The sequence below is a fragment of the Paraburkholderia sp. SECH2 genome, from assembly GCF_030464795.1.
Classification (GTDB): Bacteria; Pseudomonadota; Gammaproteobacteria; order Burkholderiales; family Burkholderiaceae; genus Paraburkholderia; species Paraburkholderia aspalathi.
Window position 1 is genome coordinate 58636 of sequence record NZ_JALPRH010000001.1, and the last position, 26484, is coordinate 85119.

Sequence of the window (26484 nt, forward strand, 5' to 3'; positions counted from 1 at the left end):
TGTGCTCCGCTCACCCGAGTTCGAATGAGGTCACGCCAAATACGCGTTCGATTTGAATAGCAGGCGAGTCCTGTGTATACATCCGCGCGGTTTCAAAAACGCTTGTCATGCCATGCCGTTCCGCCAGCGCGACGGCAGCGGGATTAGTCTCCGGCACATCGAGCACGATGACCTCGTCCGGCATGCGCGCCACCAACGCATCGAACAGATCGCTCGCGATCTCGTCGCTATCAGCAAAGAGCGGACCGACCTTGCAACCCGTTCTGCAACGACGCACTACGCCGCAGCCCGCAACCTGACCGTCACGAACTACGGCCAGCGCCGTGGCGTCACGCTGGCCGAGCCAAGTCGCGAGAAAACGCTCACGCGCGGCGGGAAAGCACTGGCGATCGTAGTCGAGTAGTTGCTCGAACGGCAGCGCCGACGCATTCAAAATGTTCGAACGGATGTTCGAACCCGTCACGTTTTGGGCGGATGCCTGAACGACACCCTGAAAGCGAATGTTGCGATACGCAAGCCGAAAGCCGGACTTCCTGTAATTCGCCTGCTGAGCGACAACGCCGTCCAATCCGACATTGCGCTTACCCAGATAGTCCATGCCGTGCTGCCAGACGCGCATACCGAAGCCTTTGCCGCGAAACGCCGGCTTCACGATATATAGACCGATAAAGCCGAAGTGCTCGCCGTACGCGATCGCGGAAATGCAGGCAACCGGTTCGCCGCGCCACTCTCCGATAAAAAACCCGTTAGGGTCGCCGGCGCGAAAGCATTCGGCATCGTGCAGGCCGGGGTTCCATCCTTCCGCTGCGGCCCATTCGACCGCCAACGCCACATCGTTGGCCGACATGGTGCGCACGATAAAGTCACGGTGCTCGTCCGGGTTCATCACGATCGCCTCGCCCACTGCGCCTGAAGCATAGCGGCCGCCGCAGTAGCCGCCACCTGGTTTCGTTTGATGTTTGCCTATGCCGGCGGCATGTTTGCCGACATGCATCGACAGATTACACGGCCCGGCGACGGACGATTCTGTCAATCGCTTCCGCCCGCCCCTAAGCTTCTCCTAAGCCTGGCCCGCTAAGATTGGGGGCACGATTCATCACACGCCCCTCAAAAACCTCACCGCATGAATACACTCGAAGCGTTCAATCAGGCGCTCTTTCTGATGATCAACGCCACGCCATCGACACCCGCCTGGCAAATCGACATGGCGCGAATGATTGCCGATTACGTCATTTATCTCGTGCCGCTGTCGCTGATCGCGATATGGCTCTTCGGCGATGCGCGTCAGCGTGAAGTCGCCGTGCGCGCATTTTGCGTAGCCATGCTCGCCCTCGGGATCAGTCAGATTATCGGTCTGGTTTGGCCGCACCCTCGGCCATTCGTGATCGGAATCGGCCATACGTTCCTGGAGCATGCGCCCGACTCGTCGTTCCCCAGCGACCACGGGACCCTCTTCGCCACCATCGCGCTGACCTTGTTGCTGGGCGGAGTAAGGCGGTACGGCATGGCGATCCTGCTGTCCGGACTTGCCGTGGCTTGGGCGCGCGTGTTTGTCGGCGTCCACTTCCCGCTTGACATGGTTGGCGCCGTCGCCGTGGCGTGCGTGGCGTTCCTGCTGATCGCGCCGCTGTGGCGGCTGGGCGGCGCCACGGTGACAGGCAGCCTTGTCAAGGTGTACCGCAAGCTGCTGGCGTGGCCAATCGAGCGCGGCTGGTTGTCCTCATAGGGCTTTGCGAAACCGCGTCTACCGGGTCAACGCCCGAAAATCACTCGGCGACATCTCGTACGCACGACGAAACGCGCGATTGAAATCCGACGCGCTATTGAAGCCCACGCCATAAGCGATTTCGACGATCGCCTTCTCCGGATAGCGATGCAGTTCATCTGCCGCCTCACGCAGCCGCCGGTTGCGAATATAGGCGACCAGTCCGCCTTCGGGTTCGAAGAGACGATACAACGTGGGCCGCGAAAGTTGCGACGCGGCGAGCACGCTCTCCGGCGTGAGATCCGCCTGCCCCAGATTGGCTTCGATATAGCGGCGCGCCGTCGCGAACATAGCGGTACGAGCGGCCGCGCGTGCGTTGCCGGTCAGACGCGCCTCCTTGCCGAAGGCCGCCGCAATCAACAACGCACAGGTGCGCATCGCGCGATACGCTTCCTGCCCATTCATCTTGTGCAGGTTCTGGGTAAGGTCGGCGAGATGGCCCGGAATCATACGCGCGAGCGGCGAGTCGTATTCGATCGCGCTGCCATGAATCGACTCCGCTTCCGGCAAGACGGATTCAACCAGCGCACGCGGCAGGAAAAAAGCCTGCACTCGGCACGCACTACGCACCATCTGCATCGGCTGGTTCATATCCAGCGCGAGAATGCCCGGCCTCGTTTGCAGCGCTTTGCGCTTCGGATACAGACCCGTCCCGGTCTCGATGCTGCCCTCCACGGCGACATGAAAGACGAACTGGCGGACCGAATCGGTGGAAATGCGAGCGACGGATCGCGCCTGCGAAACCGGGTCCGTGCGGCAATCCATGAATGTCAGATCGGCGGCCTTGTAGCTGTCGATCGTGCCGCTAAAGCCATCGGCCAGTTGCCAGCGCGAGATCGGCACGTCGAGAAAGTGGCCGAGCCGGTCCCGCCATGCGGGCAGTTGCTCGCGCGGCGCTTCGCGGTGCGTATCAAAGTGACTGTAAATGCACGCCGAAGGCGCCGCGTCCCTAGGCACGGAATCGGTGGTCAAAGCTTTCCCCTGCGCAGTCTCGTTGTCTGCGCATGATAGCCGCAGATGCCAGCGCTCAAAAGTTCGTGAAGAAGGCCCGGGCGGCGACCATGCAGAACGACGCCACCAGTTCTCCGTGATAGGCCTGAAGCACAGCCGAGGCGCCGCCGTCAGTCGCGCCGCCCGCTACAGCCTGATTCGCGAGCGTCGCCTTCGCGCTCGCGAAACCCTGCTTGATGGGCGCGTACGGATCGTTGGGCCCGGAGATCGGAGAGTCCACGTCCAGCACTGACGTGAGCCCTGCCGGCACTTTGGCGTTCTGCCAGTAGGCCTGCTCGATGCGCGCGTTGAAGAAAAACACGGTGGGATCCGAGCCGCCGCCGCACAGCAGAACCGGCGCGCGCGGCAGCCAGTTGCGCAAGTCATTGCGCTTGAACGCCTGGCGCAACGGATGCATCGGATTCGCGGCCGGCGTCAAGGCCACCGTGCTGTTGGGAAACGCGCCATCGGGATTGGCGGAAGCATCTTCCAGAAGACTCAGCCGATAGGCGTTGCGCACGAGATTGGCGTTGCCGAATCCGGCAGCAAACACTGGCGTCAGCGAGGGCGGGGTGAGGGGCGGCGAAGTCGGCGGTGTCATCGAAGCATATTGCGGCGCGGGCGGAACGCTGCTGAAGAGTTGCGTCGAGGGCAGTTTCCCATTCGAAAATAGCGTATTGAGCGGCTGCAGGCTCGGCAGGAGATTCTCGATGCCCGGGGCATAGGCCGCTTCATAGAAGTCGCCGGGCTTGCGGTAGATGTTCTCGTAGGCATGCTGGTAGCCCGTCACGATCAAGGTCGTGAACAGCGTCGACCCCAGGTTCACCTCGCCTTCGATGAGCGCGTCCGCAGTGGCGGCAAGCGCATACGGACCCGATCCCGGCGCGGATGCCGTGACCTTGACACCGGCCGCCTGCAAAGCACGATGCGTCGCGAGAGCCACGAAGCCGCCTTGCGAATAGCCGGTAACGAAGAGTTTGCCGTTCTCACGAGTCTTTCTCTCCGCTTTCACTGCACTCAGTGCGGTCCGCGCCGCCCGCAGCGAATCGATCACATCGGCGGATTGCTGGTCGGCGTTCAGGTACGGGTGATACGTAAGGTCGGAGCCGGCATAGCCCGCGTAGTTGGTCGCCACCACGATATACCCCTGAGCCGCATACATGGCGGCCACGCTGATGCCCTCCCCGGCGCCGTCGCCGTTGCCCGGATCGGTTTGCGTGATATCGGCAATGTTGTAGTTGCGGTACGCGGTCGTGCCGTGCGCGTAGAGCATCAGCGGACGCGGCCCGCTACATGCCGCCGACCGTCCGCCCGGAATCATCAGCGCGCCACTGGAGGTGGTAGGCTCGCCCGCGCCGCCGATGGTGCGGTAGCGGAAGGTCACGATCTCCACCCCGCAAGCGGGCGCACCGGCGATCTGCGCGAGTTGCTGACCGGATGCGTTCGATGCAAGCAGTTTCGAAAACGCCGCGGCGCTGAGCCGTAGCGTGACGCGCTGTTCGAGTAGCTGGCCGCGGGCCTTGCATCCCTCATCGCAGCCGGAGCCGGCCTGCACATAAGCACTGCCGTCCAACGTGAAACATGTCAGCAGCACGAGGGCCGCGTTCCGCATCGCTACAGGCATGTGAGGCTCCGTCTTGTTGGCTTTTGTTTGCGCTTGTTGGTATTACGGCGACTGGGCTGCCTTACAGAGTGAGGGGAGTATAGGTAAACAGATTGGCGCGCCGCCACCCTCATCCTTCACGAGTTTTGCAATGGAATACTTCATGAGGTGTCCGGCCGCGAGAGCCGGTCGGCATAAGAAACGCCGACCGGGCTCGCTGCTGGCTGACGGGATCAGGTCGCGGCTTGCGTCCACCTTTCAATGCGGGTCCGCGCTTGCCGCTTACTTCCAGAGCGTGCGGCCGAAGAAGGTCAGCGTGCGGTCCCAGGCCTGCTGCGCCCAGACCGGATCGAACTGGGTCCTGGAGATGCGGCCCGGCCCGACTGCCGTTTCGTTCGCGAACGCGTGGTACGCAAGATAGCGATGGAACTCGACGTCGACATTGGCCGCGCTGAGCTTGGACTCCAATGCGTCGACCGTTTCAGCCGGGAAGAATTCGTCTTGCGTCGCCCAGTGACCGAGCACCGGAACCTTGATTTTCGATGCGTCGATGTACTCGAGCGGAGGGAAGCCGTACCACACCACCCCGGCCGATACTTCAGGGATATTGCATAGCGCGAGCCAAGTCAGCGCGCCGCCCATGCAATAGCCGGTCACGCCGACATTTGCCGAGTGCTGCTTCAGATACTGGACGGCGCCCCGCACGTCCTGTGTCGCGGCATCGCCGAAATCGAGTGCGCTCAGCAAATGGTTCGCCTCAGCCTCTTCAACCGTCGACTTGCCGCGGAAGAGATCGGGCACCAGCGCCAGATAGCCGGCCTGCGCAAGCCGGTCCGCCACGCCGCGAATCTGGTCGTTCAAGCCCCACCATTCCTGAATCACGACGATGGCAGGCGCGCCTTCCAGCTTCTGCGGCTTGGCCAGATAACCCTGAACGTCTTTGCCGTCAGGGCGGTTAAACGTGATCATCGATCCTGCAGTCCGTTGCATCATTGCTCCTCGAAGTAGCCGAAGCCGCTAGCATAGCGCCAGAGTGGCAAGGTCTGCTGGGCCCCCGGCAACCCGATCAATACGACCTGTGCACCCCGACTTTGTGGCGACGATCCTGTTCATCACCTCATTGCGATCGATGGCCCAGTTCCTTATTGAATTTGGCCAAAGCCGCCCCTCGAACCCATACTGCGGCTTACCCGTCGTTTCCGGTTCAGGCTACTCATGTCCGTCCTCGATCACATTGATGGAATCCGCCGCGCCAGATTCCGCGGACGCTTCAAACCATCAGTGGTGCTCCCCCTCATTGCCGGCGCCTTATTGAGCCCGGCCTTCGGCAGCGCCGGCTCGCCCGTCCCGTCGACCGCCGTCGTCACTCATGTGCGAATTCTTCGCCTATCCGGGGACGTGGTGAGGGAGGGCCGCTGGGCCTTTCTTATCTCCGCGCTGAACCACACCGTAGCGGCCTACGGCCCGTACATCATCGACGCCTATTTTTCACCGATGTCGGCCCAGCGCGAGATCGACGAGGTGATATCGGGCCGCCTGATCAACGTCCTGGCAAGCGAGCCCGGACACCCGGAACTCGACGCCTCGGCAATTCCGGTGCCGATTCCCATCGACCGGGGCCTGCTCGGCTATCGCGTGGCGCTGATCAATCAAGGCGAGCAGGCTAAGCTCGACAGCATCCACGACCTCCAGGGTCTTCGCACACTCAGCGTTGGCCAGGGCCAGGGTTGGGGCGATGTCCCGATCTACCGCGCGGCCGGCGTTCCACTCGTCACTGCCAGCCGTTACGATCTGCTTTTTCCGATGCTGGCTGACCACCGCTTCGACATGTTCCCGCGCGGCGTAGTCGAGATCACGCGTGAAATCAAAGCCTTTCAGCCGAGTTACCCTAATATGAGGATCGACTCCCACCTGCTCATCCGCTACCCGTACGCGCAGTTCTTCTATGTCAGCCAAAGCGAGCCGTTGCTGGCGCAGCGGATTCGCGACGGCCTCGAAGCCATGCTGAAGGACGGGAGTTTCGAGGCGCTATTCCGCGAACACTTCGCGCAAGGCATCGCCGATCTGCACCTCGAGCGCCGCGTGCTGATCGATTTGAAGAATCCACTGCTGCCGTCATGGGTGCCTCTCGATCGCAAAGAACTCTGGCTCGATCCGTTCGACGGCAAGAAACGGCATTGATGCGCGGGACGATAGGCGTTAAGGATTTCCTGACCCAAAAATCAGGAAACCACCAGCCTATAGTCCGGACTACCTGACGGCGACACTCAAGCGCTGAGTTTAAAGTGGTTCTTTACATACCATCGCCGGATCACCGTTATGAACGACTACTTTTTGCCGAGCGAGAAAACAGTCGAACGCATTGACGAGCTGTGCGTACGTCTATTCGAGCTTTGGTGTGAAGAAAGAAAACTGGTACCGCTCGCCTATCTTTTGCATTGCTGGCCGTTGACCGGTCACGATACGGTTGTGGTCAAGCGTCTGGCTGACGCCATGTCGGATCTGTGCCAGTTCCAGGCGGCGAAACTCAGTGCTCGTGAGTCGACCTTGGTGCGCGAAATCATCGGCAACGCCCGCGAAATCATCGGCGAGCCATTGCCGCGCGGCGCCACTGCCGCGAACGGTGCCGGCATTATGTGGGCGCGAGTGCGGCTCGCGAAGGCAGCGGGTCAAGTGCCGGCATTTGCCGCGGCGGACTTCCTCGACGGCCCCTTATAGACCGCAATTCGGCGACGAGTGCAGAATACCCAAACAAGAATCACAGCACTCGCGGGGAAATATGCTGGCGAATAGCGTTGGTTCAATCTTTGTCTCGCCCGGCCGATTCAGGCACAGCGTGGTTTTCCGCCTGCTGGCCACCGTGCTGCTGTTCAGTTGCGCGGTCACGTTATTGCTCACCGCACTACAGCTCTATCGCGACTATAGCCGCGGCGTCGAACTGATCGAAACACGTTTATCCGATATTGACCGAAGCAATCGCGACAGCCTCGGCGAAGGTCTGTGGCAGCTCAACCGCACAGAACTCCAGCTTCAACTGAACGGCATCCTGAGGCTCGCCGACATGTGCGCCGCCGAGGTACGAGAGACCGGCGCGAGCGCGACGCCATTGGTGGTGACGGCAGGCGAGCGCAGGACAGGCGCCGTGATATCCCGCGAATTTCCGATCTTTTATCGCATCCACGGCGCCCAGCAGAAGATCGGCACCCTCTATGTGCAAGCGACGCTTGCCAATCTCTATCAGGCGCTAGCGCAAACCGCGCTGGTCATTCTGATCAGTCAGGCTACCTATACGTTCATCGTGGCGCTGTTCACCATCTACATCTTCTCGCGCCTCGTTACGCGGCATCTCGCCACGATTGCCCGACTCGTCGGCGAATACGACTTCCGTGCGGCGCCGAAGCCGTTCGTCCTGCCGCGCCGCCAGCCGCGCTGGCCAGACGAACTCGATCGCGTGGTCGCCGCGTTCAACAGCATGGGCGCGCGGCTGCATGACGCCTATCTCGCCGAGCGTGACGCCACTGCGCAGCGGGAAGCGCGGTACCTTGCCGAAGCCGCCAACCGGGCCAAGAGCGAGTTCCTCGCGAACATGAGCCACGAGCTGCGCACGCCGCTGAACGGCATCCTCGGCTATACGCAGATTCTGCTGCGCGACGGCAGCCAGAGCGAGCGCCAACGCAACGCGGTCGAAGTGATTCACCGTAGCGGCGAGCATCTACTGACGCTGATCGACGACACACTCGATTTCGCGCGCATCGAGGCTGGCAAAATGCGCATCGAAATGGCCGACGTATCGCTGCCGGGCGTCCTCGATACAATCCGCGACATCATCAGTGTGAAGGCGGAGCAAAAACGCCTGCGATTCCTATGCGAGCTGGCCCCCGACCTGGGCTGCGCCGTGCGGGCGGACGAGCGCCGCTTACGGCAGGTGCTGCTTAATCTGCTGGCGAACGCCGTCAGATTCACGGACACAGGCTGCGTCAGCCTGCAAGTCAGCCGTGCGCCCTCCGGCGCCGTGCGCTTCTGCGTGCGTGACTCGGGAATCGGCATCGCGGCCGACAAGCTCGGCGCGATTTTCGAGCCTTTCGAGCAGGCCGGCGCCCCCGAACGACGCGCCGGCGGCGCCGGGCTCGGTCTTGCGATCAGCCAGCAGTTCGTGCGCGCAATGGGTAGCGAAATCCACGCGGAAAGCACGGTCGCGCATGGGAGCGTCTTCTGGTTCGATCTTGCTCCGGCCGTCGCCGATGCGTCCGCGGCGCGCACCGACCCGGTAACGCCGGCCGCGCCGCGCGTGACGGGCTACACCGGTCCGCGCCACAAAGTGCTGGTGATCGACGACGAGCCCGTCAATCGGGCGGTCCTGGTCGAGCTTCTGGATCAACTGGGCTTCGACACCATCGAGGCCGCCAGCGGCCATGAGGGGCTCGCAAAGGCGCGCAGCGAGGCGCCGTCGCTCATCATGACCGACATCCTGATGCCGGAAATGGACGGACTCGAAACAACACGCAGATTGCGCCGCTTGCCGGGACACAGCGATATTCCGATCATTGCCGTGTCGGCGAATCCTTCCTGGAGCGATGCGAAACGAAGCACCGACGCAGGCGCGAATGCCTTCCTGCCCAAGCCGGTCGACTTCGAACGGCTGCAAGCCCATCTGGCGGATTTGCTGGCGCTCAAGTGGACTGACTCGCCGGCGACTCACTCGCCGCATCCTGACGCATCGCGCACGCACGCCCCCGTGTTGCCCGATGACGAACTCGACAAGCTGCATCGTCTCGCCCGTCTCGGCGACATGCGTGCCATCGCCGAATGGGCCGACAGGATGGCGGCCCTCGACGAGCGCAATCTGGTATTCACAACAGAGTTGCGTGCACTCGTGAAAGGCTATCAGTCAAAGGCCATCCTGCTGCTCGCGGAGGAATATCTCGAGAGGAAGGCCAGCCATGAATGACATAACGAGCCCGGCAGAGCCGGCCACCATTCTGGTTGTGGACGACGCGCCGATCAACATCGGTGTCGTGGCCGATAGTCTCGAGGACAAGGGCTTTCGCGTGTTCGTTGCACTCGACGGCGAGGAGGCGCTCGAACGGGCGCAATTTTCGCAGCCTGACCTGATCCTCCTCGACGTGAAAATGCCGGGCATAGACGGCTTCGAAACCTGTCGCCGGCTCAAGCGCAATGAGTTGACCCGCGAAATTCCGGTGATCTTCATGACGTCGCTCGCCGATCCTGACGACCTCGTCGAAGGATTCTCGGCGGGTGGCATCGACTACGTCACCAAGCCGTTTCAGATCGCCGAAATGTTGGCGCGCATTCGCACCCACCTCGCGCTGCGTGCCATGCACAAGGCACTTCGTTCGCAAAACGAAAGTCTCTCGAGCGAGGTGGCGGTTCGCCAGCAGGCGCAAGAAGCCCTCTCTCGCGTGCGCGACGAACTCGAAGACCGCGTCGCCGAACGAACCGGCCAGCTCGCGCGCGCGAATGCGAGTCTGCTGGTCGAAATCGACGAACGCATACGGACCGAAACGAAACTCGTGGCGAGCGAAGCGCGCTTTCGCACGATCGTCGAGACGAGCCCGGTGCCGTTGTGTATTACGTCCATGGACGACGGGCAGGTCCTCTACATGAACGGGCCGTTCCGCTGGCTGTTCGGCTTCGGCGTGGACGATTGCGGCACCACCTACATGAGCGACTTCTATGTCGACCCGACGGAGCGCGACAGAGCGGTCGAACTTCTGCGCCACGAAGGCGGATTCACCAACAACGAGATCCAGTTCAGGAATTCGGAAGGCGAGCATTTCTGGGCCGTGGCGACCGCTCGCATCGCGACGTTCGCCGACGCCCCGGCAATCTATGTCGGTCTTAACGACGTCACCGCGCGCAAACAGGCAGAAGAGAAATTGCGCGCCAGCGAAGCCAGTCTGGCGAACGCTCAGCGGCTGGCCAAGCTTGGCGACTGGGAATGGACCGCGGCCGCCGGCGTGACGCACTGGTCGTATGAGATGTACCGGATCCTCGGTTTGGAGCCGAACGGCGTGCGGCCCAGCTATCGCACACTGCGCGCGGCGATTCACCCTGAAGATCGGGCCGCTGTACGGCGGGCCGTGCGCGCGGTGCTCGCTGACCGGCAGCCGCACTTTCTCGATTGCCGCCTGACCGGTGGAGACGGCGCGCCACGCATCGTACAGCTTCACGCCGAAGCGGCACACGAAGGGCCTGGCCATCCGCTCAAGCTGGTCGGTACGATTCAGGACATGACGGAACGTAAGCGGGTCGAACAGGAACTGCTCGAATCGCGCGAGCGTTTGCGCGAATTGTCCGCGTACATGGAGGCGGTTCGCGAAGAAGAGCGAAAGTGGATCGCCATGGAAATTCACGACGAACTCGGGCAATTGCTGACCGCACTGAAAATGGACGTGTCGTTGTTGCGGATGCGGCTCGACAGCGATTCGGAAGCAGCCAGAAAAACCGAGGACATGCGTGAGTTGGTCGAGAAGACCATCTGGATGGTCCGCAACGTGGCCAGCCACCTCAGGCCGGCTGCGCTAAACTTTGGCATCCTGTCGGCACTCGAGTGGCTCGTGGACGACTTCGTTCGACGTAATCGCATGCCGTGCCAGTTGTCGATCCATGGCAGCGAACCGGTTCTGCCGGATGCGCATGCAACGGCCGTGTTCCGTATCGCGCAGGCCTCGTTGACCAATGTTGCGCGCCACGCCGACGCTTCGCGCGTCGACGTCACGCTCGCCGCGAGCAACGGCTCATTGACACTCCATATCAGCGACAACGGATGCGGCTTCGATCTGCCCGCGGCGCGCCGGCGCTATTCCTATGGATTACTAGGCATGAGCGAACGCGCGCGGCTGATTGGCGGCACGTTGCAGATCGAAAGCACGCCCGGCGCGGGCACAACCGTCTCTATTCACATCCCGCTCAGGACCGACGAGAAAAGCACATGATAAAGATCCTCATTGCAGACGACCATGCGATCGTGCGAGGTGGGCTGAAGCAGATCATCGCGACCACCACCGACCTGATCGTAGCCGACGAGGCGGCCGAAGGCGCCGAAGTACTCGAGAAACTACGCGCCCGGTGTCCCGACCTGTTGCTGCTCGACATGACCATGCCGGGCATTAGCGGCATCGATCTGATCCGGCGCATCAGGGCCGAGTACACCGCCCTCCCCGTGCTCGTGCTGAGCATTCACAACGAGGCCCAGGTCGTCTCGCGTGCGCTGCGGGCCGGCGCAACCGGCTATCTCACCAAAGACAGCGACCCGGAGATCCTGCTGGCCGCGATCCGCAAGCTGGCCGAAGGCGGCAGATTCATCGATCCGAAACTGGTGGACTCGATGATCTTCGGCACTCACTCCGGCGACACCCCGCCGCACGACATGCTGTCCGATCGCGAATTCCAGGTGTTACAAGCTTTGGCCGCCGGAAAGAGCATCAACGATATTGCTGAAGCGTTCGCGCTCAGTGCGAAGACTATCAGCACACATAAAATGCGCCTCATGCAAAAACTGGGGATCACTAATAATTCAGAATTGATTCGCTATGCGATCAGGCATCACATTAGTACGGAATAAATTCAATTAAGGAAATCCCTACACGGACATCCGCATTCCCCGATGTCGGATTGGGCGAAGGCCGATCGACAAATTTTTTTGACGTCCTTATGCTTGGCCAAAGCTTTTCGTTTATGATCACTCCCCAGTGAAGTCGGCACGCTAAAATAACCCTGTTCTGAGAAAACACGCCGCCCAATTGTTAAATCCTGGTATGTGGCAATAATGCCCGCACCCAGTACCGTGATCCGTAAAATTGACTGATTAACGTCTCTCAGGTTCTGGCATGCATTCCTCGGACGCCAGAGTCTTTCCGGCCGACACAATGTGTCGGCCTTTTTTTGCCGATTACTTATTGAAATAGAAATCCGGCCGATTCCCAAGTCATTAATTCAATAGAGAATTTAATTCTTTCGCAAACCTTTGCTGAATTAAACCCTTTGCGAAAAATCGCCGTTAGACAGACCAGATAGCTGATCCTGCCATGACAGACAGAACGAGGTGCCGGAATTGAGAGAAAAGATCATTAACTCTCTCGTATAAGATATCCGAAATCTATTTGTATGAACAATATCCGGATGTCGGCAAAACAGTATGCGACGCAGCCGTCGCGCTGCCGGTGCCCGGCGGTATCAAAAGGAACCAGCCGCACGTTTTACCGGCCATCGCTATACTGATCCAGTCCCTTGGAAATCCCGTTGTCCGATCGATTCGATGCGATTTCGCCCGCGTTCTTTCGCGCGATATAACGCTCGATCCGCAGCCTCAACGATCTGGTGCACGGATCCCGTACCGGCCGATCCGAAAACAGCGATCCCGATACTCACCGTCACAAAGTCGCCAAGCGACGTCTCATTCCTGATATGCATCGAGCTGACGGCAGCCAGCATTTTCGCTGCCACCAGACGTGCTCCGTCTTCGTCCGTCGCAGGCAGAATCGCAGCGAACTCTTCGCCACCATAGCGTGCAAGCAGATCGCCACTGCGCGGCAGAGCCGCTTGCAAAGCGCTTGCAACCGCAACGAGACACTTGTCTCCCGTTGGGTGGCCGTAGCGGTCGTTTAACTTCTTGAAGTGGTCGATATCGATAAGCAGCAAGCCAAGCGGAAGCTGGTTGCGAGCCGCGCGGTTCCATTCAAGTGCGAGCCTTTGGTCGAAGCAACGACGATTCGCCGCATTAGTCAACGCGTCCGTGAGTGCAATCTTCTCGAGGCGGTCTCTTGCATCGCGCAACTCATGCTGAGTCCGCAACAACCGGCTTTGCAAAGCTGCCGTCCGTATGGTGTGCACGACTAATGCGGTGACTATGCCAACCGTCCCGACATAAAAGTGTTCGCGCATCAGCGGAATGCTCAACGCGAGCAATGCCAACGTATAAAAAATTGGACTACCGTTCTCAATGACAACGGCGAGGGGCGGCTTCTCTTCATCGAGATCGGCTTCACTCTCTTGCGGTGAGCGCATCATGCACGCCACGCCCAATAGCAGAAAAGGAACGTCGACTATCACGTCGATCACAGCATGACCGTCTGAAGAGGCGGCCCAACTGTTGTACACGCCGGCCACGATTGCATAGATCCACAAGTAGCCGCATAGGAGTTTGTAAAATCCGCGGTCCTTTTCTCGTGGCAAAAGACGGAGACGCAGCGTCGCCGCCATAGCAAGAACAACGTTCTCGACGTTGTAGGTCAGCAATAGGACCGAAGCCGAGATTGGCTTGAGCGCAGTGTCGGAAAACGGCACTACGGTAAATATGGTGATGTAGGCAAGATAGGCGGTCAATACTGCCTGGATGCCATCCATCCACACGAAGAGCGGAATTCGCTGCCTGCTTGAAACGGACGAGACGGCGAGAAGTATCGGCACGCCATAGAGAAAAAAGCAAAAGTCGGAGAACCACGCAATGCCCACCGGCATCTGTTGAAACAGATCTTCCCAGGCGCTGAGACCAATGCCGCAGGTCCACAAAAACAGGCCGGCAGCGAGCAGAATCCATGGCGTGCGTGATTGCCGCTCCACGGCGCGGGCGCGCCAGCAAGTGGCCGCAAACGCGAACGACGGAGCAAGTATGAGGAACGGATAAGTGACCAGCGTCGCCCGGGATCGAAACAGCATCAGGCAAACTGCATGCACGCCCAGGAAAGACAAGGCGAACCATGCGAGATGTATCGATTTTGGCGAGCGGTGCAAGATTTCACCCCGAACTTGAGGAAGCCAGGTGAAAGCCATCGTGAAGCCGATGGCGGTTCAGCTTCTCTTGTGTAAGCCGACAATGTCGATAATCTTAGCTGATGGCATGTCAGGCGAACACCCGAAAGTGATCAGGGTTCGCCCCCTTTCACTAGTGGCGGCAAATGGGCGGCAATTCAGGCACTGACCAACGGAGGTACGTTGGACCGCATCAGAAATTGCGGGTCTCTGCGCCACTGGGTCGCCTGCTCGAACGCATAACCCAATGCCAATAACCGCGCTTCAGTCCAGGCGGGCCCAACAAACGACAAACCGACCGGCAAACCGCGCACTTGCCCGGCCGGCACCGTCAGATGCGGATACCCGGCCACGGCTGCCGGCGTCGAGAAGCCGCCATTACTGCTGTCGCCGTTGATAAAGTCGGTCAGCCATGCGGTCCCGCCCGTCGGCGCGACGATCGCATCCAGACCATGCTGAACGAGTACGCGGTCCAATCCTTCGTCGCGAGATTGCGTACGGCACGTTGCCAACGCGCGCTTATACGCATCGCTATCGAGATCACCCAGCGCCTGGGCTTGAGTGAAAAGTTCCTGGCCGAAGTAAGGCTGCTCGAGATTGCGATGCGCGTTGTTGAAAGCCATCACATCGGCAAGATTACGAACCTGTGCATGCGGCGCGAACGTATCGAGCCACAGCGGTAGGTCGTGTTTGAATTCATGCAGCAATACGGAGAGCTCTTCCTTGTCGTAACTGACTCGCGGTAAATCGACGGGATCAATCACGTCCGCGCCGAGCAGCCGCAGTTGCGCAATAGCCAGCTCTATCTGCCGGTCGACTTCGTCGTGGCCCGTGAAAAACTCTCGTGCGACGCCAATCCGGGCGCCCTTCAACGCGTCTTTGTTCAACGTGCGCAGGTAGTCGTCCGGTGCGGGCGCCGCCGACGTTTGCGGATCGTGCGAGTCCACGCCGGCAATCGCCGAAAGCAGCAACGCCGCGTCGTGGACCGATCGGGTAATGGGACCGGGCGTGTCCTGCGTGTGTGAAATCGGAATGATGCCGTCACGGCTTACCCGTCCGACAGTCGGCTTGAGTCCGACCAACCCGCAGATCGATGCAGGAGACACAATCGACCCGTCTGTCTCAGTACCGATCGCCATGGCCACCAACCCCGCGGCGACCGCCGCCGCCGAGCCGGAGCTCGACCCGCTCGTGTTCCGGTCTAGCGCATAAGGGTTGCGCGTCAGGCCACCGCGCGCGCTCCAGCCGCTAGTCGCGCGCGTGGAGCGGATGTTCGCCCATTCGCTCAAATTCGTCTTGCCGATGATGACCGCGCCGGCTTCACGCAGGCGGCGCACGAGGTCGGCATCGCGGGTTGCGCGAATGCCGTCGAGGGCAAGCGAACCTGCCGTTGTTGCCATTCTGTCGCCGGTCGCGATGTTGTCCTTGATAACGACGGGCACGCCATGCAATAGGCCGCGGCGCTTACCCTCGCGGCGCTCGGCATCCAGCGCGGCCGCGATCTGCATGGCGTCGGGATTCAGTTCGATCATGCTGCGCAACCGCGGGCCACGCCGGTCGATCGCTTCGATGCGGCCTAGAGCGTGACGCACGGCCTGCGTGGCGCTTGCCTCGCCGGCCGGTTTGAACGGCGGGTGTCCGGCAGGCACCGATGTCGGCGAAGCGGCGCTGGCGCCTTTTGACAATAACCCGGCTGCTAGTAAACCAACTGATTCAAAGAATCTGCGTCGTCGCATGGAGTAATTTGAATTGACGTTTGCTGTAGCGATCCGCGAGGCATGACACGTTGGCGAGGCGGTCCGAAGGTGGCGAGATTATCCCGCCAAAATTCTTTGAGATGTTCGCGTTCCGATCTTTCAAACTCACGCCGGGGCTCGTTGCAGGGTAACGCGAATTGCGCCTGGACCTCGCATGAAGTCGACAAAGCGCGCGCACTCTCCCAGCCGCTCACATCTTGTGCGTCGATAGGAAGATGCTCGTCTCGGTACTCGCGATTCCGTCGATCAAGCGAATCGCACCGAGCACCCGATCGAAGTTCTCCAGCGAGTCCGCCCTCAACTCCGCGACAAGGTCCCACCTGCCATTGGTGCTGTGAATCGTCGCGACATTGGGATGGCCACGCAGCACCTTGAGCACGTCAGCCGCGCGGTTGCCTTCTACAGCAATCGACATCAGCGCCCGAATCCGATGCGCCTCGGCGGCCGGTTTCAGCCGCACCGTATAGCCGACGATCACGCCACTTTCTTCGAGGCGGGTGAGCCGGTTCTGCACCGTTGCACGCGCCACGCGCAGTTGCTTCGCCAGTGTCACCACCGACATGCGTGCGTTGTCACGCAACAGCGAAATGAGCTGCCTGTCGATGTCATCGAGATTGATCATGGTGGTTACCTGAGTGGCGGGCGACGGTGCTCCGCCGTTCGCACGTTACCTGGCGAGGCCTTCATGCGGAACTATACAAAATGCCATTTCAACTGCGCATTTTGCCATCTTATCTGTGAAATTTGTGATGTTTGCTGTCTTTTTGTTGGCGCGGGCCAAAGGAATAATTCCGTCATTGCTCCCACACGGGAGCCCACGTGAATCACGGAGACATGACCATGACCCGCTTTCTCGACGTACCCGCCACGTACCGACTCGTCGCCGATATCGGCGTACCGCGATTCCTGAGCGAACTCGCCGACACCATCCGGGCGGACTATCTTCGATGGCGCGAATTCGACAAGTCGCCACGCATTGCATGCCACTCCCTGGTAGGCGTCATCGAATTGATGCCAGTCGCCGATTCGAACCTGTTCGCCTTCAAATACGTAAACGGCCATCCGATCAACGCCGAACGCGGCATTCACACCGTGATGGCGTTCGGTGCGCTCGCATCCGTCGATACCGGCTACCCGTTGTTCCTCTCCGAACTCACGCTGACCACTGCCCTGCGCACCGCGGCAACGTCCGCACTCGTCGCACGCAGCCTGGCCCGTCCCGACTCGCGACGCATGGCCTTGATCGGCAACGGCGCGCAAAGCGAATTTCAGGCGATCGCGTTTCACACACTGCTCGGCATCAATGAGATTCGCGTGTTCGATGTCGATGCGCGCGCAACCGATAAACTGGCGCGCAATCTTGCCGGGTGGCCAGCCCTGCGTATCGTCCGCGCGGCATCGACAGCCGACGCGGTACGCAGCGCCGATATCGTCACGACCGTCACCGCCGACAAAGCCTATGCAACGATCGTCACGCCGGACATGATCGAGCCCGGCATGCATCTGAACGCAGTCGGCGGCGACTGCCCCGGCAAGACCGAGTTGCATGCGGACGTGCTGCGTATGAGCCGCGTGATTGTCGAATATGAGCCGCAGACGCGCATCGAAGGTGACATCCAGCAACTCCCGGTCGATTCGCCCGTCACCGAACTGTGGCGCGTGCTTGCCGGAGAGGTTGCGGGCCGGGAAAGCGCGGAGCAGGTCACCGTGTTCGACTCCGTCGGCTTCGCACTCGAGGACTACTCGGCGCTGCGCTACCTCCACGCACTGGCACAGCGCCACGACGCGGGCATCGACGTCGCACTGATCCCGACAGTCAGTGATCCCAAAGACCTGTTTGGCGGCCTGATAGAGACAGCAATCACACCGGCCGCCTTCACCCCGGCACCCGCCGACGCATTCGCCTTCGCGCGCTGATCGAGTCCGCCATCCGGCCATTTCGTCCCATCTTTCCGCAACCCGCTAACGAACCCCATGAGCCTTATGTCGATGCAGGCGCCCGCCGCCGTTGTCATGATTCGCCCTCACCGCTTTCATCCGAATCCGGAAACGGCTGCCGACAACGCCTTCCAGCGTGCCGGCCACACCCTTAATCTCACAGAAGCGACGGCGCTCGCCGCCGCAGCACGTGACGAAGTCAGTGCTGCGGCCGTCAGCCTGGAAGCGGCCGGCGTACGCGTTCATGTGTTCGACGATTGCGGGAAGAACGAGACACCCGATTCGGTTTTTCCGAACAACTGGTTCTCGACGCACGCGGGCGGCCACGTGGCGCTCTTTCCGATGCACTCGGTCAACCGCCGACGCGAGCGCAGGCTCGACGTGGTCGAGATGCTCAAGACCGCGTACCGCGTGCAGGACGTGATCGACTATTCCGGGCTGGAGCAAGACGAAGTCTTTCTGGAAGGCACGGGGGCCATGGTGCTCGACCACGTCGCACGCGTTGCGTATACGGCGCGTTCGCATCGCGCCGACCCAGTGGCGCTCGAGCGCTTCTGTACGCATTTCAACTTCGAACCAATGTGCTTCGATACCGCCGACGCGGACGGCCGTGCGGTCTACCACACCAACGTCATGATGAGCGTTGCAACCGAATTTTCATTGATCGGGCTGGACCTTATTCGCGACGAACGACGCCGCGGCGAGGTACACACACGCCTGCTCGAGAGCGGCCGGACTGTTATCGCGCTCACGCATGCGCAGATCGGCAATTTTGCCGGGAATGCACTGGAATTGTCGGGGAAGGATGGCCGCGTTCTAGCGTTGTCTGAACGGGCGATGTCGTGCCTGACGGCACAACAGAAAACGCTCATTGAGCGTTCCGCGCAGTTGCTGCCGCTGCGCGTGCCGACCATCGAGCTGGCTGGCGGCTCGGTGCGTTGCATGCTCGCCGGGATCCACCTGGCCCGACGTTAAGACAATCGTTGCCGCAAAGCCGGAGATAACCTTGCGCTTGCTGATCGTTGCGTTCACAACGGGTTAAGCGTCCGGCTTCTGACCGGGCAACGGCAAGAACGGGTTGATCGACGCGCCGCTGCTCTCATCAGCGGCGCGTCGGTACGACTCGGGCCTTATTGGCCCGTATACCCGACCGGAACAGTCGCATTGGCCTTGGCGACCGTTGCGTTGTTCGAGACGATGTACTGCGGCACCTCGGTGAGGGTCAGCGTGACTTTACCGTTGGTGTAAGCAAGCGTGCTGGTATTGCCGTAACCATCGATCTTCGTCACATTGCCCGACGTACCGGCACCGTCGACCTGAAGCGAATAGCTCGTCGAGTAGGTCTGGCTATAGAGACCACTGCTCGCGGGCCACTGCGCGTTGCTGTGCGCCCATGCGGCAGTCACCACCTTGCCGTTGCCAAGCTGCTGGAACGCATATGCAAACGTTCCAGACGGCGTACCCGTAACCCGGCCCAATGTGTTCGTGCCGTCCAGCACACGTGTCATCGTCGCGAAGGCCATCGCTTCAGGTTTCGGCGAGAGGTTCGTCGCGCCGTAGGCCCCTTGCGCGTCATTCAGATCGAAGAACGAGCCGTATCCCACTTCGCCCGGATAGTCAGGACCATAGAAAAGCGTCGTCAACTGTGCGCCACCGCCAAGCACAATGATGTGCGACCGCACGCCAACCGCAGCGTGGGCGAACAACTGGTTCTGCGACGGCACCGTGGGGCCGTAGTTGAGACCCGGATCGTAGCTCGTGCCTGCTTCGGTGAAGAAGAGTTTCATGTTCGGCTTACCCGCCTGCATCACCGAACGCAATTGCGTCATCTGGTTGTCGAGCGCGTTCGCCTGGTTCGCCGGATCCGGATCGGAGTCCTGCAATTCCGGCGGATGGGCCGGATAGGTGCCCGCATTCCAGTAGCCATGCGTCGAGACTGCGTCGATGTAATTCCACAGGCCAAGCGCACCGAACTTCTGCAGATAGCCGGTGGTGCAGGTGTCGCAATTCGAAGGGAACGGGTTGCCGGTTCCCATCACAATGGCATTCGGATCGGTCGAGTGAATGCCCTGATACGCGGCCTTATACATCGCGACGAAGTTCGCGTCGCTATCCGCCCAGCCCAGGCTCGGTTCCCACGTCACCTGATAATAGTTGCTTTGCTGGTTCGGATAGTTGGCAGCGCGAATCAGGCTCGTATCGGTACCGACTTTGGCCATGAAGCTCTGGAACTCAGGCATGTTCGACGGCGCATAGTAGCTGTCGTTGAATTGCCCCGTCTTCGAATCCCATGCAGGCAGTCCATCGAGACGCACAATGCGCATCTGATCAGGGTTGGCCTTGTAGAACGGATCGAGGTCGTTCACGTTCGGCGTGTAGGTGTTGGGGCCATTGGGTTCCATGGCCGATACCTCACGGTCGTCAATGGTCCACGAGATGCCCAGATCATGCAGCGCCGCGATGTTGCCGTTGAAGCCCTGCATGCCGAAGCGGTGCTGATCCTGATGGGCATACGTTACGGTACCCAGTACCGACGTCAGGTTCGGCAACACGCCGAACGTTGCAATGCCCACCGGACGCGTACCGGTGTTGGGCAACGTGCCGCCGTTCGAGCGCAACGTCGCCGTCAGCGCGCCATAGCCTGACCACGTCGACGTACATGGAATCGAGTTGGTCTGCACACCGCTGCTAACCGCAAAGCTGCCCTGCGCCTTGATCGCGCCGGTCGAGTCCGCCACGGACCAGACGACCGTATCCGCGCTCGGCGCGTTCGTCGTAATCGCGAGCTTGAACGCCGCGTTGTTCTGGAAAATGCGCATGCCGTCGGTGGTGGGCGTGTCGGCGCTGATCACGCCATTGGCGGTTCCGCCGGCTGTGTGTGTGGGCGTGCCGCACGAGAGGGTCGAACTGGACGGTGACGGAGTGGGAGCTGGCGTCGGAGTCGGAGTCGGAGTCGGAGCAGGAGTTGGCGTCGGGGTCGGAGCTGGTGTCGGAGCAGGTGTCGGAGCAGGTGTCGGAGTCGGAGTCGGAGTCGGAGTCGGAGTTGGAGTCGGAGTTGGAGTTGGAGTCGGAGTTGGAGTTGGAGTCGGAGTTGGCGTTGGTGCCGGCGTTGGCGTGGGCGTCGGAGCCGGAGTTGGGCTCGCGGCAACCGCCTTCACCCAACATGATTTGCCGTAACCGTATGCGGGATCTGTCTGCGAAACCGCGCCGACATAGCATCCGACGCCGTTGCTAAAGGTTGCTGGGGCCGTAAGCATAACCGACGGCGAGGTGGGCGGCACTGCACCGAACACCACCGAGCCAGTTCCGAGGAATTTGCAGGTGCCGTTCTCTTGTGCGCACAACTTGTATTGCTGTCCTGCGACGGTGATGGTGCTCGTAGCAGCCTGCGCGTTCTCCGCACCAAACCATGCAAACACTGTTGCTGCCGCAACTCCCAAAAGTTTGAAGTTTCTCGTCATTGTCCGTATGTATCCCTAAAAATCAGGTTGTCCCCGAGGATTGAGCAAGATCGATCTAAGCCGTCCCGCTTTGGCGTTCTTTGAGTACTGAGAGAGTTGAAGCGGCGAACGCGACGATCGCGGTCATTGCTGATGAAACTGGCGCTTCCGATGTGCCGGTAGCCGCTCGCAGATACCGTTACGCATTCGAACGCACACCGAGCGCCGCCTGGCGGCAGTACGCCCAGCATCTTGATCTGTCACCCTTCAACAGATAATAATTACGTCATCCTTACTATTAACCAAGAATGTTTGCGTGATGAGGTTCTATCAGTGATTGACGGCGCACCCGGCATCCTCGATGTCAGTCGAGTCAAATCCAGGGCGTGACAAGGCCCGTCCGGAACCTAAATCTAATTAGGTTTCGAGCCCAATTCCCGAAAAGGAAAAGCTATGAAAACCGCTGACAGGTAGCGTTAAAGTCGCTCGACTCCTTCGCAACCCATTCGTATGAGAGACGCTGGTCCAGCGCCTTTAAACCGCCTACCCGCGCAAGCTTTACTTGATTGATGCCGTTCCCGGCACGTGCCCGGCATTACTTACAGCCAGTGTTTTGGCAGACGAATTATAAACGTTTCATCTGTGTAACGTGGGCACGACCAGGGACGATAAGTAGTAGTTCAAAGAATCTTTCTGGAAACGCTCCCGATGGTTTTCCAAAGCAGTGGAAATGGAAAATCTCTGCCTCACCGGGGGCGGAAAACGCAGGTCTTTGACTTTCCCTCGAAGAAAAATAAATCGACCGGAGCAAAGAATAACGCGGGCCGTTTTTATATTATTAATATCAATACGCCCGCGTATCAAATGCGTAGGCGGAGAGAACTGAACGATGCGAATTCAACGAGGCGTAGAACGCGCACCGCATGTTTTCTCGTCTGATCATAGACTCAAAGTAAACCGATCAAGGCGTCCAGCGATAAACAATAATGCTGGAGCCGTTGTAGTTGTCTTTCGTGATCACGTACTCGCCGGCCGCTCTCAGGTATGCCCTCAGGCCATACATCGAATCCACGTCGTTGCCCACATCCACCGCGCCCGCACTCGAGTTGATCAAGGTCGTATCGAGGTTACCCGTGGTGAGATTGAAGGCGTCGATGTTGGGCACCGTATGCACATAGCCGACGAACAAATAATTGCCCACGGCCGTGATTGACTTCGGATTGGCGCTAGTGAGGTTGATCACCGGATTGGGCTTCGTGGTGTTGCCCGCGCTCCAGCCGTGATACACCTCGATCCTCGATTGAATCGCCGTCCAGTCCCAGCTCCCGGCGATGCCTTGCGCGAGAATCATGGTATCGCTCTCCGGCAGATAGATGATGCGTGTCAACGGACGGATGCTCTGCGGAATGGAGATGGCGATGCCCGGTCCCCATGTCGGCTTACCGCTGCCGTCGAAGCTGATCAGCGGGTAATGATAGATGTGATTCGTTCTGTCCAGACCGGCCCATACGTCTCCCCTGCTATCGATGCAGAATCCGCCCGTGATCTGTAGCGTCGTATTGAACGCAGTGCCTGGAATCGACGCATCCGGAATCGCGATATAGCCGCTCGCCGGATTGAAATGGTAGAAATAAAAGATGCCAGGGTTCTGACCGGACGCGACGAGGATCCGGTTTCCACCCACGCTAACGAACTGACCGAAATGCTCGTCGCGCTCCGTATCGTTCATGTTGAGACGTGGATCGGACGGGTAAGTAAACGGGTCGACGGTATTCGCGACGAAGGTGCCGCCCGCAGTGCCGGTGTAAATGTTGGTGCCACCATAGAAGTAGGCGCCGTCCGTAACCGGGTCTGGTGCGGCGACCGCCTCGAAGTTGAGCGACTGAAGTTTCCATTGCAGATTGCCGGCACTGTCATACGCGTGAATGTCGGTGCTGCCGTTGCGGCCGAGGTCCCAGCCGCCTCCCCACGGATTGTTGAGCACATACAGGGTGCCGGTTGCATCTTTGCCGATGCCGACAACACGGGTGAAGCGCTTGTCGCCAACCTGGCCTTTGATGCCTGTGGTGCTGTCGAGATAGCCGCCCTGAATGCCGAATGTGCCGACCAGAGTCGGCGTGCCCGAGATGTTGTAGAGCTTGATATTCATGTCGGGACCTTGGTCGCCGACCATGAGCTGTCCTGATGACGCGTCGAAATACAGCGCGGACGGTCGTGACGTCGCGGGCATCTGGATCGTGTTCAGCGGAGCGCCGGCCGGACTGAATTCAACGATCGTGGCCGCGCTTTGCTGCGCTACCCAGAGATTTCCCGCGCCATCCAACGCGAGTGCGCCGGGACCGGAGATGTTGATGTCCTGCTGCCACACGCCGTCGGTGGTGTAGACACGGACGCGATTGCCCGGGAAATCGCTCGCATAAAGGAGCGTGCCGGTCGTGGCGAGCCCGGTGATGACATCGGCGTGCTTGACCGCGTTCCAGACGCTCACGGGGATGAGGACATCGCGTTTCTGGGTCGCTCTGTTATATCGCCCTACCGCCCCGCTGCCGTACACGGTGCTGTACTGCAAGGCGGCGAAAATCGATGTGGCATTACCCGTTATCGCCCCACCCTGAAACTCGCTGTTAATTCCAATAGAACCGATGCTCTTGCCGTTCTGATAGATCGCGACGCCACCCTCGTTTTCATCCCATAGGGAAGCCGTATAGATCACGCCTTCAGGCGCGACCCACATCGAACGCGCTCCGTTGCCCACATGCGTGGCAAGCGTTCCGAATGTGTTCGCCAGCCAGTCGGTGGTGTATTGCGCCTGACACGCCGGCGCAATCACGGTGATCAGTGCGCCAAGCAGTGCAGCACGTATTCGTTTTTTAAACATGGGCGATGCTCTCCTGACGATTATCCCTCGTTAACATAAATCACCGTAAATCACCCTAAATCATTGAATAAAACGTAATAAATTCAGCAAGCATATTTATTACCGGTCATTCGCAAATTCGCGAGTATCGCTCAAGTTGATGTCATTAAGGATCGCATACGCATAAGACCAGCGAGCATGACTAAAGGCGGAAGAAAGATGTGCGTGGCGCCAGCGTGTTTGGTGAGCTTCTGCGCGCTTGCCCTGTTCAAACAACAGCCATCAGAACCTGACTGAGTCGGGTTTCAGCATGTCCATAAACGCGCGCACCTTCGCGCTCAGCAAACGGCGCGAACTATAGAGCGCCCAGATTTCCACCGGCGGCCCTGCCTCTGCGCCCCAACAAACCAGCCGCCCCGTCGCCACATCCTGTTCGACCAGCAGGCGAGGCAGGAGCGCCGCACCCACACCTTGCAGCACGGCCTCGCGCACCATCAGCAGCGATGACATCCGCAACATCGGCGTCGGCTTGATGACCCTCACGCCGTCTTCCGTGCGCATGTTCCAGAGCAAGTCGGCATGGGCCGCTATCGACACGACCGCCGGTACCTGCAGCTCGTCGGCTTCGCTTGCGGGCATCGACGGTATCGACAAAGTCGGCGCAGCGACCACCAGGCGCTCGTCACCGAGAATGCGCCGCCCGACGAGCTGCTCGTCATGCGGTGGATTGATGCGGACCACCAGGTCGTAACCGTCCTCTACCGGATCCGCGACGCGGTCTTCCGCGATGATTTCGAGCTCGACCTGCGGATAGGCCAGCGCAAAGCGCGCAGCGATCTGGCATAACAAGACATGCGCGAACACGACCGGCGCGCTGATGCGCAAGCGCCCGCGCGGCACCGGCGCACGCGACGCGACCGCTTCCCCCGCCTCCTGAATCTCCGTCATGAGCCCCCGCGTGCGCTCGTGGAGTGCGAGACCTTCCTCGGTCAAACGCAGCCTGCGGGCGCCCCGCTCGATCAGCCGCACGCCGAGGTCTTCTTCCAGCTCGGCCACGCGCCGCGACAGCGTGGCCTTGGGACGGTCGAGCGCGCGACTGGCCGGCCCGAAACCGCCATGCAGTGCAACGGCGTTGAAATCCGCCAGTGACGTCAAATCCATGATCGTTCCATATACGAGACGAGATGTCTCGATTCTGGCACTTTCGGTCACCCAGTGGAACGACTATTGTTCGTCTCACGGACTCACGCAGTCCATTCAACCCCAGGAGAAAATCATGGCAATCCTCGTAACTGGCAGCACAGGCGTAGTCGGCAAGCAGGTTCTCGACCATCTGAACGGCAGCGGCGTCGAAGTGCGGGCACTGACCCGCTCGCCGGAAAAAGCGCAATTCCCCGCTGGCGTCACCGCGGTCAAGGGCGACCTGTCCGACATCGATGCAGTGCGGCACGCACTGAGCGGCGTCAGCACGGTGTTCCTGCTGGCCCCCAACGCCGCGGACGAACTGACACAGGCACTGCAGACGCTGAGCATCGCGCGGGAGGCCGGTGTGAAAGGCATTGTTTATCTGTCGGTTTTCAAGGGCGCGGAGTATGTCGACGTGCCTCACTTCACCGGCAAGCACACGGTCGAGCGCATGATCGAACACTGCGATCTGCCCGCGACGGTGCTGCGCCCCGCCTATTTCATCCAGAACGACGTCAGGCAGAAAGACCCGTTACTGACGCACGGTGTCTACGGCATGCCGATTGGCAGCAAAGGTATTTCAATGGTCGATGTCCGCGATATCGGCGAAGCCGCGGCACGCGAACTCCTGCGCCGCGAGCGCGCCGCCAATGCGCTACCGCGTGAAACATACGAACTCGTCGGTCCTGACGCGCTGACTTCGGAGAGCATCGCTGCGATCTGGGCCGAAGCGCTGGGACGTCCGGTTCGCTACGGCGGCGACGATCTCGACACCCTCGAACAGCGTCTCAAGGCGGTCGCACCGGGTTGGCTCGCCTACGATATGCGCCTGATGATGCAGCGGTATCAACAGGACGGCGCGGTCGCTTCGAAAGCGGAAGTCGATCGCCTGGCTACGCTGCTCGGGCGGCAGCCGCGATCCTACCGGGACTTCGCGGTTGCCATGGCCGCTGCGTGGGCGAAAGGTTGATCGAACAGGCTGGGGAAAATAGAAGGATGCGCGTTCAACGAATGTGGCTTCCGAACAGCCCCAGCAGTCCAATCACGATCAGATAGATCGCGACGATGTAGTTCAAGAGGCGCGGCACGACAAGAATCAGAATGCCTGCGATCAATGAAACCAGCGGACCGGCATTGGTGAGCATATGCATGATTGTCTCCTCGCTTCTCGTGCGCAC

21 protein-coding genes are annotated in these 26484 nt (G+C 60.3%); 10 read left to right on the plus strand and 11 right to left on the minus strand.

All coding sequences use genetic code 11. The features are described 5' to 3' along the window. Positions 1-10: 10 nt before the first annotated feature. Positions 11-886: a GNAT family N-acetyltransferase gene (locus tag M0D66_RS00320; protein ID WP_200652103.1), complete on the minus strand. Its 876-nt coding sequence runs from the start codon at positions 884-886 to the stop codon at positions 11-13. Between the two features lie 237 nt (positions 887-1123). Here M0D66_RS00320 and M0D66_RS00325 point away from each other — a divergent pair, with 237 nt between their 5' ends. Next, on the plus strand, positions 1124-1726 hold the full coding sequence (locus tag M0D66_RS00325; RefSeq protein WP_200619548.1) for a phosphatase PAP2 family protein: 603 nt from the start codon (positions 1124-1126) through the stop codon (positions 1724-1726). Positions 1727-1744: 18 nt separating this feature from the next. On the opposite strand, the gene M0D66_RS00330 is transcribed toward M0D66_RS00325, so the two are convergent. From M0D66_RS00330 to M0D66_RS00340, 3 genes are all read right to left on the minus strand, one after another. Then, entirely contained in the window at positions 1745-2737 is a 993-nt protein-coding gene (locus M0D66_RS00330) for a helix-turn-helix domain-containing protein (RefSeq protein WP_211705896.1), read from the minus strand. 55 nt (positions 2738-2792) lie between these two features. Continuing rightward, complete coding sequence (locus M0D66_RS00335; RefSeq protein WP_211705897.1) at positions 2793-4379, minus strand: S9 family peptidase; 1587 nt, start codon at positions 4377-4379, stop codon at positions 2793-2795. A 261-nt stretch (positions 4380-4640) separates the two neighbouring features. Beyond that, entirely contained in the window at positions 4641-5348 is a 708-nt protein-coding gene (locus M0D66_RS00340) for a dienelactone hydrolase family protein (protein ID WP_093637782.1), read from the minus strand. Positions 5349-5573: 225 nt separating this feature from the next. Here M0D66_RS00340 and M0D66_RS00345 point away from each other — a divergent pair, with 225 nt between their 5' ends. The 5 genes from M0D66_RS00345 to M0D66_RS00365 all read left to right on the plus strand — a co-directional run bounded on the left by M0D66_RS00345 (position 5574) and on the right by M0D66_RS00365 (position 11943). Next, on the plus strand, positions 5574-6539 hold the full coding sequence (locus M0D66_RS00345; protein WP_200652079.1) for a hypothetical protein: 966 nt from the start codon (positions 5574-5576) through the stop codon (positions 6537-6539). 138 nt (positions 6540-6677) lie between these two features. Further along, positions 6678-7076: a hypothetical protein gene (locus M0D66_RS00350; protein ID WP_093637376.1), complete on the plus strand. Its 399-nt coding sequence runs from the start codon at positions 6678-6680 to the stop codon at positions 7074-7076. Positions 7077-7194: 118 nt separating this feature from the next. Next, positions 7195-9306 (plus strand): response regulator, encoded by a 2112-nt coding sequence (locus tag M0D66_RS00355; RefSeq protein WP_307857187.1) that lies wholly within the window; start codon positions 7195-7197, stop codon positions 9304-9306. Continuing rightward, the gene (locus M0D66_RS00360) at positions 9299-11314 is read left to right on the plus strand and encodes a response regulator (protein ID WP_093637384.1); all 2016 of its coding nucleotides are present in this window, start codon (positions 9299-9301) and stop codon (positions 11312-11314) included. Before M0D66_RS00355 ends, M0D66_RS00360 begins: the two co-directional genes overlap by 8 nt. Then, the gene (locus M0D66_RS00365; protein ID WP_211705899.1) at positions 11311-11943 is read left to right on the plus strand and encodes a response regulator transcription factor; all 633 of its coding nucleotides are present in this window, start codon (positions 11311-11313) and stop codon (positions 11941-11943) included. The genes M0D66_RS00360 and M0D66_RS00365 overlap by 4 nt, the downstream gene beginning before the upstream one ends. Before the next feature lie 647 nt (positions 11944-12590). On the opposite strand, the gene M0D66_RS00370 is transcribed toward M0D66_RS00365, so the two are convergent. The 3 genes from M0D66_RS00370 to M0D66_RS00380 all read right to left on the minus strand — a co-directional run bounded on the left by M0D66_RS00370 (position 12591) and on the right by M0D66_RS00380 (position 16508). Then, on the minus strand, positions 12591-14150 hold the full coding sequence (locus tag M0D66_RS00370) for a GGDEF domain-containing protein (RefSeq protein ID WP_211705900.1): 1560 nt from the start codon (positions 14148-14150) through the stop codon (positions 12591-12593). A gap of 137 nt (positions 14151-14287) precedes the next feature. Continuing rightward, positions 14288-15865 (minus strand): amidase, encoded by a 1578-nt coding sequence (locus M0D66_RS00375; protein ID WP_211705901.1) that lies wholly within the window; start codon positions 15863-15865, stop codon positions 14288-14290. A gap of 211 nt (positions 15866-16076) precedes the next feature. After that, positions 16077-16508, minus strand: a complete 432-nt coding sequence (locus M0D66_RS00380; protein WP_054040707.1) for an Lrp/AsnC family transcriptional regulator — start codon at positions 16506-16508, stop codon at positions 16077-16079. 218 nt (positions 16509-16726) lie between these two features. Here M0D66_RS00380 and M0D66_RS00385 point away from each other — a divergent pair, with 218 nt between their 5' ends. Then, entirely contained in the window at positions 16727-17803 is a 1077-nt protein-coding gene (locus M0D66_RS00385; protein WP_211705902.1) for an ornithine cyclodeaminase, read from the plus strand. 57 nt (positions 17804-17860) lie between these two features. After that, entirely contained in the window at positions 17861-18799 is a 939-nt protein-coding gene (ctlX, locus tag M0D66_RS00390) for a citrulline utilization hydrolase CtlX (protein ID WP_211705903.1), read from the plus strand. A 155-nt stretch (positions 18800-18954) separates the two neighbouring features. Here ctlX and M0D66_RS00395 read toward each other — a convergent pair whose 3' ends face one another. Continuing rightward, a complete protein-coding gene (locus M0D66_RS00395) occupies positions 18955-20676 on the minus strand; it encodes a hypothetical protein (protein ID WP_244869715.1) in 1722 nt (573 codons plus the stop codon). Positions 20677-20738: 62 nt separating this feature from the next. On the opposite strand from M0D66_RS00395, the gene M0D66_RS00400 reads away from it, so the two are divergent. Further along, on the plus strand, positions 20739-21059 hold the full coding sequence (locus M0D66_RS00400; RefSeq protein WP_266208842.1) for a hypothetical protein: 321 nt from the start codon (positions 20739-20741) through the stop codon (positions 21057-21059). Positions 21060-22225: 1166 nt separating this feature from the next. On the opposite strand, the gene M0D66_RS00405 is transcribed toward M0D66_RS00400, so the two are convergent. Both M0D66_RS00405 and M0D66_RS00410 read right to left on the minus strand, forming a co-directional pair. Further along, positions 22226-24142 carry an SMP-30/gluconolactonase/LRE family protein gene (locus tag M0D66_RS00405; protein WP_211705905.1) on the minus strand — a complete coding sequence of 639 codons (1917 nt, stop codon included), beginning with the start codon at positions 24140-24142 and terminating at the stop codon, positions 22226-22228. Between the two features lie 261 nt (positions 24143-24403). Continuing rightward, a complete protein-coding gene (locus tag M0D66_RS00410; RefSeq protein WP_211705906.1) occupies positions 24404-25282 on the minus strand; it encodes a LysR family transcriptional regulator in 879 nt (292 codons plus the stop codon). A 115-nt stretch (positions 25283-25397) separates the two neighbouring features. Between M0D66_RS00410 and M0D66_RS00415 the strand changes: the two genes are divergently transcribed. Next, positions 25398-26276, plus strand: coding sequence for an NmrA/HSCARG family protein (locus M0D66_RS00415; RefSeq protein ID WP_211705907.1), 879 nt, complete (start codon positions 25398-25400; stop codon positions 26274-26276). Between the two features lie 34 nt (positions 26277-26310). Here the strand turns inward: M0D66_RS00415 and M0D66_RS00420 are convergent, their stop codons facing one another. After that, positions 26311-26457, minus strand: coding sequence for a DUF3096 domain-containing protein (locus M0D66_RS00420; RefSeq protein WP_093637406.1), 147 nt, complete (start codon positions 26455-26457; stop codon positions 26311-26313). Positions 26458-26484 lie beyond the last annotated feature (27 nt).

Excerpts from the sequence above, each read along its gene's own strand:
- M0D66_RS00415 (WP_211705907.1), top strand. The coding sequence starts at position 25,398 with ATGGCAATCCTCGTAACTGGCAGCACAGGCGTAGTCGGCAAGCAGGTT.
- M0D66_RS00385 (WP_211705902.1), top strand. The coding sequence starts at position 16,727 with ATGACCCGCTTTCTCGACGTACCCGCCACGTACCGACTCGTCGCCGAT.
- M0D66_RS00345 (WP_200652079.1), top strand. The coding sequence starts at position 5,574 with ATGTCCGTCCTCGATCACATTGATGGAATCCGCCGCGCCAGATTCCGC.
- M0D66_RS00420 (WP_093637406.1), bottom strand. The coding sequence starts at position 26,457 with ATGCATATGCTCACCAATGCCGGTCCGCTGGTTTCATTGATCGCAGGC.
- M0D66_RS00325 (WP_200619548.1), top strand. The coding sequence starts at position 1,124 with ATGAATACACTCGAAGCGTTCAATCAGGCGCTCTTTCTGATGATCAAC.
- M0D66_RS00365 (WP_211705899.1), top strand. The coding sequence starts at position 11,311 with ATGATAAAGATCCTCATTGCAGACGACCATGCGATCGTGCGAGGTGGG.
- M0D66_RS00410 (WP_211705906.1), bottom strand. The coding sequence starts at position 25,282 with ATGGATTTGACGTCACTGGCGGATTTCAACGCCGTTGCACTGCATGGC.
- M0D66_RS00370 (WP_211705900.1), bottom strand. The coding sequence starts at position 14,150 with ATGGCTTTCACCTGGCTTCCTCAAGTTCGGGGTGAAATCTTGCACCGC.
- M0D66_RS00340 (WP_093637782.1), bottom strand. The coding sequence starts at position 5,348 with ATGCAACGGACTGCAGGATCGATGATCACGTTTAACCGCCCTGACGGC.
- M0D66_RS00375 (WP_211705901.1), bottom strand. The coding sequence starts at position 15,865 with ATGCGACGACGCAGATTCTTTGAATCAGTTGGTTTACTAGCAGCCGGG.
- M0D66_RS00350 (WP_093637376.1), top strand. The coding sequence starts at position 6,678 with ATGAACGACTACTTTTTGCCGAGCGAGAAAACAGTCGAACGCATTGAC.
- M0D66_RS00405 (WP_211705905.1), bottom strand. The coding sequence starts at position 24,142 with ATGTTTAAAAAACGAATACGTGCTGCACTGCTTGGCGCACTGATCACC.
- ctlX (WP_211705903.1), top strand. The coding sequence starts at position 17,861 with ATGAGCCTTATGTCGATGCAGGCGCCCGCCGCCGTTGTCATGATTCGC.
- M0D66_RS00320 (WP_200652103.1), bottom strand. The coding sequence starts at position 886 with ATGAACCCGGACGAGCACCGTGACTTTATCGTGCGCACCATGTCGGCC.
- M0D66_RS00380 (WP_054040707.1), bottom strand. The coding sequence starts at position 16,508 with ATGATCAATCTCGATGACATCGACAGGCAGCTCATTTCGCTGTTGCGT.
- M0D66_RS00335 (WP_211705897.1), bottom strand. The coding sequence starts at position 4,379 with ATGCCTGTAGCGATGCGGAACGCGGCCCTCGTGCTGCTGACATGTTTC.
- M0D66_RS00360 (WP_093637384.1), top strand. The coding sequence starts at position 9,299 with ATGAATGACATAACGAGCCCGGCAGAGCCGGCCACCATTCTGGTTGTG.